The organism is Synechococcus sp. JA-2-3B'a(2-13) (assembly GCF_000013225.1).
In the GTDB taxonomy this organism is placed as follows: Bacteria; Cyanobacteriota; Cyanobacteriia; order Thermostichales; family Thermostichaceae; genus Thermostichus.
Genome location: NC_007776.1, coordinates 267,507 through 280,025, shown reverse-complemented (window position 1 = coordinate 280,025; position 12,519 = coordinate 267,507). Strand labels below are relative to the sequence as shown.

The window sequence follows — 12,519 nt, the reverse complement described above, 5'->3', positions numbered from 1 at the left end:
GCCGCAGAATGTTTATCCCCCAGACAGAACCATTTCATCTTTATGGTCATTTCGATTCGAACTAGGACATTATACTCACACCCAAAACATTGAAGGTGCAGAGCCAGAAGGCTTTTCTCAGTAGCCCAGGCGTCTCACCCTAAGCTGAAACGAATAGAGTACCTGTAGTTTTTTCCGGCAACGCTGACTGGAGGTGTTTCTGCACAGCCGGGATCCGACTGACCGATCCCCAGGGCTCCCGCAAAGGCTGGGGCGCATGATCTTTCCCGAGCCGATGGGATCCATTCAGCCATCTTGAAGCTCATCGCTTAGGCAGGCGTTACCCACACCTGGGGAGTAAAACTGCCGTGTAGGCCATAGGGAATGTGGTGCCGCAATGGGATCCGCGCAACCGGGCCGGCTGTCAGGTCGGCTGCTTCTAGGATCACCACTTGAGAGCGCTGGCTGGCCGCATCAAAAACCACCGTCACGATCCACCCTGCCTCTTCGCCCTGGTCTTCTGGATTGGGGATGAACACCGGTTCTCCAACAAAGCCGCGGGGGGCAAAGCTGTACTGCTGTGTGCGGCCTGTGGCGGTATCCAGCTTGAGGATGGCCTGTAGGGGAGCATTGGGGCCGGGGGCATGGGTGGCCCCGATGTAGATGTAGCGGTGGGATCCCCCCATTCGAGCCGGGTGGATGGCCGGAAACTCCACCGAGCGATCCAGCAGCAGTTCCCGCTTCACGCTGCCCCCCTTGGGATCCAGATAAAACCGCCACAGCTTGCCCGCTGGAATTTGGGCAAAGTCAATCTGCAGGTAATCGGCATCCGGCTCCAGGGCAGGGTAGCTCTCATAGAGGACGGCATCCACCACAACCCGATCCCCGACTCCGTAGCCGTTGACAAAATGGAAAACAAACCCCGGCTCCGTTTCCAGTTGCAGCGGCTCGTCGCCCTGGGGAAAGAGCCAGATGCGGGTCGGCTCCCCCGGTTTCAAGGTCAGACAGGTGCCCGCCGGTTGCCAGCCCAACACAAACGGCAGGGGATTGAAAGCCAAGGGATTTTGGAAAAAGATGCGGTAGCGGGGTGTCCAGACAAAATCATGCAGAAAGGCAAAACCGGGCAGGCGGTAATCCCGCTTTTCCACCAAGCGCCCGCGCGAGTCCAGACGGTAAAACAGCAACGTGGAGTTCTGGGCAGCCCGCACCCCAAAGGCGATGAGATCTCCCGTGTGGGGATCCCGCCGGGGATGGGCAGTGAAAGGCTGGCTGGCCGAGATCCCTCCTGCAAACGTTTCGATCCCCTCGGTGGCCAAGGTGGCCGGGTTCAGCCGGTAAGGGGCACTGGCCTCCCACAGGGCCAGCAGCTTATCTCCCTGGTAGATGACGTTGGTGTTGGCGGGATTTTTAAACCGCAAGTCGAGAAAGTTGCTCCACCAGCCGCCCGGCTTTTGGGTGCCAAACACCCCTCGGTAAAGCACCCGACCGGCTTTTTCCTCTGCTTCAAACTCGCGGGTGCGCACAAACCGGTTGCGAAAATGAACCTTCCCCTCCACAAAGGTGATGGCGCAGACCATGCCATCGCCATCGAACGGGTGCCCGTAGCGCTGGGATCCCGCCTCCAGCTTGCCCGGGCCGTTGCGAAACAGGGTTCCCCGCAACCCTGCCGGGATCCGTCCTTCGATCTCCGTAATCCAATAGTCGTACTCCTGGGATAGGGAGCGATAGCCCAATTGCCAGTCGGTGGTGCTGTAGGGAAGGGAAGCGACGCTGACCATGGAAGATCTGCATGCAACGCCCTCTATTGTTGCTTAAACTTTTGTGAAGTCGCCAGTTTTTCTGGGCCGGGATGGTCTCCTGGGTGGGGATCCCCAAGATGGAGTCGCCCCGATTCGACTATGGTAGGAAATGCCCCCAAAGCGCCTGACAGGATCCACAGTACCCATGTTTGATGCCCTCTCCGAGAAGTTGGAATTGGCCTGGAGAAAGCTGCGCGGCCAGGACAAGATCACCGAAACCAACATTCAAGAAGCTCTGCGGGAGGTGCGGCGAGCCCTGCTGGATGCGGATGTCAACTTGCAGGTGGTGAAGCAGTTCATCGAGGATGTGCGGGAAGCTGCCCTGGGATCCGAGGTCATCCTGGGGGTGACGCCGGATCAGCAGTTCATCAAGATTGTCCACGACGAGCTGGTGAAGGTGATGGGAGAAGCCAACGTGCCCATTGCCCAAGCGGAGCAGCCTCCCACCATTGTCCTCATGGCCGGTTTGCAGGGATCCGGGAAAACCACCACCTGCGCCAAGTTGGCTTTGTACTTGCGCAAGCAGGGCAAGAAGTCCCTGATGGTGGCCGGAGACATCTACCGTCCGGCGGCCATCGACCAGCTCAAGACGCTGGGCCAGCAAATTCAGATCCCCGTTTTCGACCTGGGCAAAGCAGATCCCGTCGAGATTGCCCGGCAGGGGGTGGAGACGGCCCGGCAGCAGGGCTACGACTACGTGATTTTGGACACTGCCGGTCGTTTGCAGATTGACCTGGAGATGATGGCGGAGCTGGAGCGGATCAAGGCGGCGGTGCAGCCCCACGAGATCCTGCTGGTGGTGGATGCCATGATCGGCCAAGAGGCAGCCAGCCTTACCCGAGCCTTCCACGAGCGCTTGGGCATCACTGGGGCCATTCTCACCAAGCTGGATGGGGACACCCGCGGTGGGGCCGCCCTTTCCATTCGCCAAGTGTCCGGTCAGCCCATCAAGTTCATCGGTGTTGGCGAAAAGGTGGAAGCGCTGGATCCCTTCTACCCGGATCGCATGGCCTCCCGCATTCTGGGGATGGGGGATATCCTCAGCTTGGTGGAAAAAGCTCAAGAGGAAATCGACCTGGGAGATGCCGCCAGCATGGCGGAGAAGATGATGACTGCCCAGTTTGATTTCACCGATTTCCTCAAGCAGATGCGCCTAATTAAACGCATGGGATCCTTGGCAGGGCTGCTGAGACTGATGCCGGGGATGGGCAAAATCAGCGAGGAACAACTGCAAAAGGGACAAGACCAACTGGCCCGCGCCGAAGCCATGATCAACTCCATGACCCCCGAAGAGCGGCGCAACCCGGATCTGTTGGCCCGCAGCGTCAGCCGCAAACGACGGGTGGCCCGCGGATCTGGCCACAAGCTGGAGGATGTCAGCCGACTGGTCAGTGATTTTCAACGCATGCGCGACATGATGCGCAACATGGGCATGGGTGGCGGTTTTCCCGGTATGGGTTGGGGGGGTGGGCGTACCTCTCTTCCCGGCGGGGATCCCAGTTGGCGCGGACGTTCAACGGCCTCTCCCTCTCGGCAACAGCCCAGCCGCAAGCCGGGCAAAGGTGGGGGTAAAAAAGGGGGCGGCAACCGCGGATTTGGGGGCAAGTAGGATAGGACTATGCCCTTCCACGTTGTTTTGGTTGCCCCAGAGATCCCGGCCAATACGGGGAATATCGCCCGCACCTGTGCAGCCACCGATACGCCTCTCCATCTGGTGGATCCTCTGGGGTTTCGCCTTTCGGATCGCTACCTCAAGCGGGCGGGGCTGGACTACTGGCAGCATGTCCAACTGTATCGCTACCCCTCTTGGTCTGCTCTGGTGCAGGCCCACCCTGAGGCCCGGTTCTGGTGTTTTAGTGTGCGCGGCAAAGCCCTCTATACGGAAGTAACCTATCAGCCGGGAGACTGGTTGGTGTTCGGCAGCGAAAGCCGGGGGTTGGATCCTCTCTTCTTGGAAACCTATCCCAGCGTGCGCATCCCACTGCGGGGGCCGGTGCGCAGCCTGAACCTCAGCAATGCCGTAGCGATTGCCCTTTTTGAGGCGCTACGTCAGCAGGGATCCCTGACCAAAGAATAGGGGGTCGGGTTGACCCTGTTATGATAGGTGTTTCGCCCCGTCAGGAAGATGTGTGCCTTGCAGTATCTGCGCCCCGACTTGCTCTACCTCAAGCCCTACGACGCTGTGCCAGCCCCGGCTGCCGACAAGCTGGATGCCAATGAGTTCCCCCTCGATTGGCCGGCGGGCTTCAAGCAGAAGCTCTCCCTCCTTTGGGAAAAGGGGATCCCCAGCAACCGCTATCCCGATGCCCACCACCGGGGCCTGAAGCAGGCCATCGCCGCCTATGCCGGAGCGGAGCCAGAGCAGATCAGCCTGGGCAATGGGTCGGATGAGCTGATTCGCTCGCTGCTGATTGCCACTTGTTTGGGCGGGCGGGGCGGTATTTTGGTGGCAGAGCCCACCTTCTCCATGTACGCCATCCTGGCCCAGAGCCTGGGGATCCCAGTGGTGCGGGTTCCCCGCGACCCGGAGACGTTTGCTCTGGATCTAGAGCGATGTCAACAGGCTTTGAGGGAGCATCCGATTCGGGTGGTGTGCCTGGTGGATCCCAACTCGCCGACGGGGAATGGCCTGACGGCTGCAGAGTGGGAGTGGGTGGAAGGGCTGCCCGAAGAGATTCTGGTGATTTTGGATGAGGCCTATTTTGAGTTCAGCCGGCACACAGCCCTGCCCAAATTGGCGGAGCATCCCAACTGGGTAATCTTGCGCACCTTCTCCAAAGCCTTTCGCCTGGCGGCCCACCGGGTGGGCTATGCTGTGGGTCATCCACAGCTTATGCAAGTGCTGGATGGGATCCGCCTGCCCTACAACCTCACGGCCCTTTCTCAGTGGGCGGTTCAGATGGCTTTGGAGCATGCCGAGGAGCTTTTGGCCGACGTGACGCTAATTTGTCAGGAGCGGGAAGCCCTTTACCAAGCTCTGCAGGAGCTGCCGGGGGTGCGGGTGTGGCCCAGCCAAGCCAACTTCCTCTACTTCCGGGTGGCCGGCTGGGATCCCCAAGAGCTGCAGCGGGCCTGGCAGGAGCTGGGGACTGGTGTGCGCTACACGGGTGGGGGGCTGCGTCTGACGGTGGGCACCCCTGAAGAGAACCGACGGGCCTTGGAGCGCCTGCGCCAAATCCTGCAATAGGCCTCCCGGCCTGCGTTCGGAGCCAGCCTAGGTGGATGGGTCGGCGCGCGAAAAGCGCTGGATCAAGCTGTGCACCTGCTGCAAGTGTCGTTCGTCCAGATGCTCCAGCGCCTGGGCGATTTCCGCTCTGAGTCGGCTCTGGGTGTCGGTTTGGGCCCGCTGCAGCAGCCAACTTTGGACAGGGCTGGGGTGCTCCACAAAGTCAAGCGCCCAGGGATCCCGTTCGTCCAGCTCAGGTTCTGCCTGGGGCAGCTGCTCCCTCCAACGCTCTTGAGCCTGTCGAAACTCCTCCGCCAAACGATCTGTTGGGCGCCCCTCCGCTTGGAGAACCTCTTGATACCTTTGGTGGGTCACCAGCCAGCGCTGCCGAATTTGAGAGCGTTGCTGCCTGGTCAGCCTGCCGGTTCTGCTTTCGGTGAAGCGCTCGTAAAACCTGAGCGTGTCTCGGTAGTGGCCCAATCGCTCACAAGCCAAGCCTACCTCCAGGGGCTGTAGCCACCAGGCCCGCTCCATCTGTGTGCTGGTAACCACTTCCTGCAGAAAATCTCGCAGCCCAGGGGATTTGCGCCTTAAGTCTTCCCAGTTGGTCCGGATATCCCGGGCCATGGCAGCCACCAGCTCGTAGTCATGTCCCCGCTGCCACGCCTGAGGATGGGCCTGCACCGTTTTCCAGAGCTTCTCCCACTCTCGGCACTGGATCAGAACTCGCAGCATCAGCGGCCAGTCTTTCAAGCGCTCCAGACTGGTGACGACGTCGCCGATGTACTCTGCCCACTCGCCTGTGAGGGGACGTCCTGCCTCTTGCCATCGGTCCAGCACCACCGAGTCTTGGCGGTCTTTGGATAGCCACCTCACCTTGCCGGGAAGGGGTTCCAGGTGGATCTTGGCCCGGTAGTAGGGGGAATGCTCCGTTTGGCCCCCCTGATCCCAAACCTCTACCGCCCGCTCAAATTCCTGCCGATAGAAGTGACAGATACCCCAAATCTTGTAGTACTGATTCGCGAACGGCTGCCGCTGGCCGAGAAAGGCCAGACGTCCCTTCAAAGCCTCAAGGGTCTCTTGCAAAAACCGGCTGCGGGCCTCTTCCTGGGGGCAGAAAGTTCCCAAGTTGTTGAGAACTTGCTCAAGCTCTGCCAAAAATTGCTGTACACACTCTTTCCAGGTGGAATCCGTTCGTGTAAGCGGGACGAAGTCCCTATCTTTGGGGCTGACTTCAACGCTCAGCCAATCTCGCACCCGCACCACCTGTCGGAAGCGCTCCATAGACTTGACAGAGGTTCTTTGGGTCGCCACCATCAAGTCCACCAAGGGGCTGTAGTCTGGGATCCCAGGACATCCAGCAAAGTAGGCGGCGTTACGCTGCAGCTCCAACCAGGCCTTCCCTCTCCAAAAGCACTCCCAGGCTTCTCGTTTAAGATTTTTGTTGGGCAAAGCAGACTGCTCCAGGCTCAGGAACTTTTGCCCTGCGGAAACGTAATCCCTCTGGAGCTTGAGGAGCCAGGCCTGACATTCCTGTTCTAGAGGTGGTTTTTTTGCCTTCCGCGCCAGAGTTTGAACATCCTCCAGAAGTTTAGGGTTGCCCTCCTCGATGCCGCGCCTGAGAAGCTCAAGAGCTGCCTCCTGCAGATCTTCCAAGCTTGTATTGGTCCAGTACTGGATATTGATGCCTTTGACAGGGTAACCCAATACCGGTGGGTCGGTCTCCCATTCCGACCGATCCGGTTGCAGAGAAGGATGATCGAGCCAAGAGTTGGATTCTAAGCTTGGATCCCAGAACTCCCGCCAACCGGCAGAGGTGTCCACAATGGCCAGGGCCTCGATGGGGCGGGTAATGCCGACATACAATTGGTTGAGAAAATAATGGAGTTGCAGGGATATCGCCTCCCCAGCTCCTCGGGCGTAATAATTAAGCTGCCGGTTAAAGTTTTGTCGATAGGCGTTTCCAAACTTGTAGAGGATAACTTTTTTGAACTCCATTCCCTTAACAGACGTAGCAGTTTGCAGGAGCGGTGGTTTAAGATTCTGCTTCAATTCCTCGGCAAAGATCTTCTGGAGTTCGGGATCCTGACGCACGTAGTTCAGCTCCTCTCCCACAGGACAGGGTAAGATACAGACTGTTCCTGTGAGATCACTAAGCATTTTTCTAAGCTCATCTTCGATTAAGTTTCTTTCCTGACCATCCAGCACAAACCTTTGAACCGGCATGCCCTGCTCATGGGGACGCCAGGGCTGTTGGGGATAGATTTCTCGACTCTTGCTGAGAACTCGCCGCCACAGGTTGACTACATTGCTAAAACGAGTAACTTGTGGATTGCTGCGATAGTTGTTTCTCAGCTCCTGCGGGCCTGCAATCTCAAAGGGATGGCTCGGCAACAAGTAGGCGCGGATATGCTCGTAGAGATATTTTTTCAGAGCAGCCCAACGAAATCCCGTTGGGTTAATGGTTTGCAAGGGATCCCCGGCAAAGGCATAGGGCAGGTGCTCAATAGCCCAATCCAACTTGTATTTTCCCCAAGGAGATAAGCAAAAAATGATATTCAGCTCAAGTTGGGTAAAGTCCTGAACCTCATCGCAAAAAATGACTGGATGAATAGGATTAAGAGTGCCATTTTGCAGCACATCTCTGGCCAAATCTTGGTCATCCCAGTAGCCCTCATGGGTGGTTCGATCCCGGTAACCCGGCCAAATCTCTTCGTAAATCCGCTCGAAGGCTTCTTCATCCACACTGCGGTCGGCCTCAGGCAATTCTCGGTAGCTATCGGGATCCAAATAGTCACTGACCTCATAGCCTTTGATCAGCGTGCGAATGGTGTGCCAAGCCAGCTCTACATCGCGGCGACCACAATACCAGCTCTGAAATCGATAAAAATTGACATACCGATCCGGTTGGTAGCGTTCTTGCCGCTCGGCAGGAAGGCAGTTCAGCAGGTAATCCTGAAAAGTGCTAAAAAAAGTTTGACATTGCTGAATTTCCTCCGTGGAGAAGCTGCACCCCTTCTCCCGATAGCGGTGGCTGATGCGCAAAATTGAACTTACCCTGTCGCGGGCTTGCTGCACCAAGCTTGGGCTGTAGGTCAAAAAGAGAGGGCGGTACTCAAGAGGTCTCTGTTTTGAAGTTTTGAGGTAGTGGCTGCAATAGTCGGCAAAGCGGTAGTACAACATCAGAGATTTGCCACTCCCGGCCCTTCCGTTGATCAGTAGGGGCATGGATGTACTCTGCAGGATTTCTTCCTCCTCCATGGACAAAGCCAAATTTCCCTCTGTGATCTCCTGCATTTCCAACCAAATGGTCTCATCCATCACCATGTAGTCGGGGTAGGCGCGACGGGCGTACCGCTTCCACACCTCCAAAGGTTGCGGGTGCTGGAGAATGTCTGGCTGCTTGGCTTTCATCCCAAAGAGGCAGGTTTGGCATCCCAGCTCAAACCGTTCCTTTTGCTCTGGGGCGTGGTCGTAAACTCCAATGAGAAATGGAAACAATCTCCCCGGCTGCTCGCACGCTTGTACCAAGCTGACGGCCAGATACAGGGATTCCTCCTGCCAGCATTTGACCTCTGCCTCCAGATAAAACGGCGGGAGCTGCCGGTAGAGCCTGCCTTCAATTACCAAGCGGGATACTGCTTGGTAAGCCTGGCGCCGCTGCTCTGGAGAAAGGGCCCGTACTTGCCGAACCCATTCCCCGCTTTCCAACACCAGCCGCTCCTGCGGATTGGGAGCATTCAAGAACTGTGTCCATTCATACAGCTCGTCGGGCAGAGGGGGGAGATGGTTTGGCGGATCCCCTGGTTCGTGCCGCTGCGCCAGCCACGCCTGCAAACGGTCATCGGGCACCCAGCTCCGCACCCGTTCTTGATAATCCGGATCTCGCCGTCGGTCTAAGAACTCCCGGTATTCGTGACTGCCTCTCGGCCAGAGGCCAAACAAAACCAGAACGGGTACCTCGCCTACATAGCGCAGCTCCCCCACCAAGCGAATGTTGTTGCGGAGATTACGCTTCCAGTAAGGGTAACGAACGTCAAACAACTGGCTCAAAAGGGTGCGACCCCCCTCTTCCAGCCGTTCTATCAATGCTTCTAGGTTGCACTGGGTTTTGCTTCCCAGAAATTCCTCCGGGCAATATACATACATGGGATCTCGCTGGGTATACTTGGAAGCTATCCTAGTGCCGGACTACTGGCGAAAATTGCCGCTGTGCCAAAAGTCTTAATTTTTTTCATAATCCCCACGTAGCCCACAACTACCTATGTAGCCATTTGCAAACTCACAAAACATCTCGATTCAAGCTTTTGTAAACTACCCGACACCCGCGCTATGCGCAGGGTGCGAGCTTTATCCCAATCCCTAGCGGCCCCAGAGGACAGCTAAGTTTCGGAATTTCAGGCGAGTTTACAGTCGCCCCAAGGAGAGAGATTACTTGAGCAGCGTTATGGTCAGCATCCCCTTCCCACCCGCAGTGCCCACACTTGAACGACTTACCATTGCGGTAGGACTTACCCCGCTCAGGATGGATGTGCAGGCATTTGTGGCAGGTCTGACTGGTGTAGGCAGGCGGCACCAGTACCACAGGCACTCCAGCAATAGCAGCCTTGTAGGCCACCAACGTCCTGAGCTGGTAGAACGCCCAGTTGTTAGTCCTGCGCCGCTCAGCCTTACTTCGAGGCTTCTGATTCAGGCAATCTCTGATGCCTGTCAAGTCTTCAAAAGCCAGTGCCGCACCAATAGCCTGGGCATCCCTGACCAAGGTTTTACTGATGTTATGGTTCAGCCATGTCTGGTAGCGCCGTTCTCTCCCAGAGAGCCTTCTCAGCAGCCTCCTAGAGCTGCGAGTGCGTTTGGATTGAACCTTGGCGCGTACACGGCTGAACCGGTCACGGACGGCCTGGATGTGCTCTCCACTCCAAGAGCGTCCGTTGCTAGCGGTGGCGATATCCCGCCTGCCCAAGTCAACTCCGATTACCTTTGGAGTTTTGCCGGTCGGGGGAGTGTCCAGCTCAACAGCAATGTTGATGTAGTAGTCCCCCTGCTTGGTCTTGGACAGGGTTGCGCTGGTGGGCGTTTGCCCCCGCAGGAGCGCTATCTGGTAGCCACCGATCTTGAGCTTGAGCCAAACCCGTCCGCTCATCAGGGTCACGCCCACGGCTTGGTCGGACTCTCGGTACTTAAAAGTACGAGCGTCCAAAGTCAGACTGGTGGGGCGGAACCTGTGGACTTGCTTCACCGCCTTGGCATTGCTAATCACCCGACGGAGCGCCTGACAGACGTGGTTGGCTTTCAGCCCCGTTGCTGCCCTTACCGGCCGATAGACCAAGTGGTGCAGCTTGGCGGTGTTCCAGCAGTTCTTTTGTTTGGCGGTGTCGAGAATCTGGTTGCAAGCATTCGCAAAGCCCTGCAAAGTGCGGTCAATTTCTTGACGCAACTCTTGTGGGACTATCAGCTTGCAACGTACAGAGATAGTCTGGCTCATGGGCTTATTGTAGTTTATCCAGACTTTTGACCAGCAAACCTATATGGAGGAGGGCTTTCCTCCCGACACCAAGCCTGCGGCTATGGTGCGGGCCTCCAGCCCGAAAATTTGGTGAAATGCAAGGACTCCGTCCCGCTTACGCGTTCGCGTTAGCGTCGCGTAGCGACAAAGGACTCCGTCCCGCTTACGCGATCAGCAGCTCAATCTGGCCGGTTTCCATATCCACTGCCAATTCCACCCCCGCCACGGCAAAGGAGACGGAAGATTCGTCGGCGGCATGGTGCAGCTCCACCTCGATGGGATCCGAAGCCCTTTGGGCCAGCTCCGGCAAAGTCAGGGATCCCTGGGGAGCCGAAAAACGCCCCTGCGCCGGCGTACCCCCACCCAGCCCAGCTCCCGCAACAAGCTCAGCAGAGTGATCCCCGGCGGAACCACCTGCCCATAGGGTTGGCCGTTCACCTGAAATCGGATGGGAATGGGAGTGGGATCCATAACGGTCTTCTTTTTTCACTCACATCTACCCCATTCTGTTTTGAGCAAAATGTTTCGAGTGAACCATTGGATTGCCCTGTTTGTTTTCATCCCTCTTCCCCATGAGGTGAGGGGATCCTGCCTATCGCAGATCGGTTTGCCCTCCCTCGCTGGGATGGCTTTCTTGGATGATCAGAGCAGGATTTTGTGAATTCAAATCCCAAGTGCAGGCCAAGCCTTCTTTGCCGAGATCTCTTCGCTTCCCTCAACTCCATTGATGACTTAGCCTATTTACCCTAGGAGACACTATGGCAACTCTTTACTTCAGCCCGCTTTTCGAGGTACAAGCTCTGCAAGCGGAGCCCAACCGGGGACGCTCTCGCTCCTTCCTGCCCACTCCTCTGCAGGTTTGGGAGAGCGGCGAAGCCTACACCGTCCAGTTGTGGGTGCCCGGTGCCAATCGGGAACGCTTCCACATCGAGGCCACGGCTCAACAGCTCTCCATCAGCGGCGAGATCCAGGTTCACGGCCCTGAAGGTGCTGAATTGCGCTACCAAGAAGTGGAGCCCCAACCTTTTCAACGCATCCTCAAGCTGGCCCGCCGCATCCAGCCGGAGAAAGTCTCGGCCACCTATCGCGACGGCATCCTCACCCTCACTCTGCCCAAAGCCGACGCAGCGCGGGTGATCAAAGTCCAAGTGGGCGCCTCAAACCCCACTACTCCGACGGAAGCCGTGACGGTGGAAAGCCAACCTGCCTAGGATCCCCAGTCTCTCCCTCTCTTTTCAGGCGAGGGGATCTAGCCGCTCCACTGCACGCGCACCTCATCTCCCACTTTGAAACCCAAGGCACGGCTGGCATTGCCTCGGTTTTGCACGATCTCCACCCAGCCGGAGCTGCCCACCAGGGCCAGCACTTCCCCAACTTCTCCCTCAGCAAAGGTGGCCACGGAGCGGACGGGGATCCCTTTGATCCAGGCGCTCCAGCTTCGACCTTCCACCCAATGTCCGGGCAGGTTGGTGATGCCGTTGCCGAAGTGGTCGATGGCCTGGACCAGGCCGCGACAGCCGTTGGTCTCCATCTGGGGTGGCGGCCACTCCCAGCGGGTTAGTTCTGCTACGTCTAGGGGATCCCCCAGCTCCGCCAAAGGGATCCCGTTGGCCAGATGAGCGGCAACCGGGGCAAAAATATCCCGCCCATGAAAGGTGCGGCTGGGAGAGGGGGTGCGCCAATAGCGGGGCCGGTTGAGTTCCACAGCAGCCAGCGCCGGAGTTTGGGCCAAAACGCCGCTGAACAGGCCATTGTCAGGGCCAACCAAAAAGCCCGTCTCGGTTTGGATGGCTACCGCCCGGCGGCTACTCCCCACCCCTGGATCCACAACGGCCAGGTGAATGGTGCCCGACGGCAGATAGGGGTAGGCCGTCATCAGGGCAAAGCGAGCCGCCGCCACATCCTGAGGCGGGATCCCATGGCTGAGGTCGATGAGTTGAGCCTGTGGGGAAAGGGTATGAATCACCCCTTTCATAATGCCCACATAGGGATCCTGCAGGCCAAAATCCGTCAACAGGCTAATAAAAGGCATACCCTTTTGAGGCTTGAGGATCCCAGTTTAAGGATCC

The 12,519-nt window shown here is 57.8% G+C and carries 10 protein-coding genes; 4 read left to right on the top strand and 6 right to left on the bottom strand.

The features are described 5' to 3' along the window. Positions 1 to 308: 308 nt before the first annotated feature. Complete coding sequence (locus tag CYB_RS01235) at positions 309 to 1,757, bottom strand: carotenoid oxygenase family protein (protein WP_011431930.1); 1,449 nt, start codon at positions 1,755 to 1,757, stop codon at positions 309 to 311. Positions 1,758 to 1,923: 166 nt separating this feature from the next. Between CYB_RS01235 and ffh the strand changes: the two genes are divergently transcribed. From ffh to CYB_RS01220, 3 genes are read left to right on the top strand one after another with little or no spacing between them, the layout of a single operon-like run. Continuing rightward, positions 1,924 to 3,387, top strand: coding sequence for a signal recognition particle protein (gene ffh / locus CYB_RS01230; RefSeq protein ID WP_011431929.1), 1,464 nt, complete (start codon positions 1,924 to 1,926; stop codon positions 3,385 to 3,387). Positions 3,388 to 3,396: 9 nt separating this feature from the next. Beyond that, positions 3,397 to 3,855: a tRNA (cytidine(34)-2'-O)-methyltransferase gene (locus CYB_RS01225; protein ID WP_011431928.1), complete on the top strand. Its 459-nt coding sequence runs from the start codon at positions 3,397 to 3,399 to the stop codon at positions 3,853 to 3,855. A 48-nt stretch (positions 3,856 to 3,903) separates the two neighbouring features. Further along, positions 3,904 to 4,965 (top strand): histidinol-phosphate transaminase, encoded by a 1,062-nt coding sequence (locus CYB_RS01220; protein WP_011431927.1) that lies wholly within the window; start codon positions 3,904 to 3,906, stop codon positions 4,963 to 4,965. A gap of 27 nt (positions 4,966 to 4,992) precedes the next feature. Here CYB_RS01220 and CYB_RS01215 read toward each other — a convergent pair whose 3' ends face one another. The 4 genes from CYB_RS01215 to CYB_RS15095 all read right to left on the bottom strand — a co-directional run bounded on the left by CYB_RS01215 (position 4,993) and on the right by CYB_RS15095 (position 10,921). Next, the gene (locus CYB_RS01215; protein WP_011431926.1) at positions 4,993 to 9,093 is read right to left on the bottom strand and encodes a hypothetical protein; all 4,101 of its coding nucleotides are present in this window, start codon (positions 9,091 to 9,093) and stop codon (positions 4,993 to 4,995) included. Positions 9,094 to 9,274: 181 nt separating this feature from the next. Further along, entirely contained in the window at positions 9,275 to 10,429 is a 1,155-nt protein-coding gene (locus CYB_RS01210; RefSeq protein WP_011431925.1) for an RNA-guided endonuclease InsQ/TnpB family protein, read from the bottom strand. A gap of 184 nt (positions 10,430 to 10,613) precedes the next feature. After that, a complete protein-coding gene (locus CYB_RS15100; RefSeq protein WP_011431924.1) occupies positions 10,614 to 10,760 on the bottom strand; it encodes a hypothetical protein in 147 nt (48 codons plus the stop codon). A 2-nt stretch (positions 10,761 to 10,762) separates the two neighbouring features. After that, positions 10,763 to 10,921, bottom strand: a complete 159-nt coding sequence (locus CYB_RS15095) for a hypothetical protein (RefSeq protein ID WP_011431923.1) — start codon at positions 10,919 to 10,921, stop codon at positions 10,763 to 10,765. A gap of 287 nt (positions 10,922 to 11,208) precedes the next feature. Here CYB_RS15095 and CYB_RS01205 point away from each other — a divergent pair, with 287 nt between their 5' ends. Then, complete coding sequence (locus CYB_RS01205) at positions 11,209 to 11,661, top strand: Hsp20/alpha crystallin family protein (protein ID WP_011431920.1); 453 nt, start codon at positions 11,209 to 11,211, stop codon at positions 11,659 to 11,661. Between the two features lie 38 nt (positions 11,662 to 11,699). On the opposite strand, the gene CYB_RS01200 is transcribed toward CYB_RS01205, so the two are convergent. Continuing rightward, positions 11,700 to 12,482, bottom strand: coding sequence for an SAM hydrolase/SAM-dependent halogenase family protein (locus tag CYB_RS01200; protein WP_011431919.1), 783 nt, complete (start codon positions 12,480 to 12,482; stop codon positions 11,700 to 11,702). Positions 12,483 to 12,519 lie beyond the last annotated feature (37 nt).

What these genes read in the sequence shown, in the direction of transcription:
- CYB_RS01210 (WP_011431925.1), bottom strand. Translation starts at nt 10,429, where the DNA reads ATGAGCCAGACTATCTCTGTACGTTGCAAGCTGATAGTCCCACAAGAG.
- CYB_RS01235 (WP_011431930.1), bottom strand. Translation starts at nt 1,757, where the DNA reads ATGGTCAGCGTCGCTTCCCTTCCCTACAGCACCACCGACTGGCAATTG.
- CYB_RS01200 (WP_011431919.1), bottom strand. Translation starts at nt 12,482, where the DNA reads ATGCCTTTTATTAGCCTGTTGACGGATTTTGGCCTGCAGGATCCCTAT.
- CYB_RS01205 (WP_011431920.1), top strand. Translation starts at nt 11,209, where the DNA reads ATGGCAACTCTTTACTTCAGCCCGCTTTTCGAGGTACAAGCTCTGCAA.
- CYB_RS01215 (WP_011431926.1), bottom strand. Translation starts at nt 9,093, where the DNA reads ATGTATGTATATTGCCCGGAGGAATTTCTGGGAAGCAAAACCCAGTGC.
- CYB_RS01220 (WP_011431927.1), top strand. Translation starts at nt 3,904, where the DNA reads ATGTGTGCCTTGCAGTATCTGCGCCCCGACTTGCTCTACCTCAAGCCC.
- CYB_RS01225 (WP_011431928.1), top strand. Translation starts at nt 3,397, where the DNA reads ATGCCCTTCCACGTTGTTTTGGTTGCCCCAGAGATCCCGGCCAATACG.
- CYB_RS15095 (WP_011431923.1), bottom strand. Translation starts at nt 10,921, where the DNA reads ATGGATCCCACTCCCATTCCCATCCGATTTCAGGTGAACGGCCAACCC.
- ffh (WP_011431929.1), top strand. Translation starts at nt 1,924, where the DNA reads ATGTTTGATGCCCTCTCCGAGAAGTTGGAATTGGCCTGGAGAAAGCTG.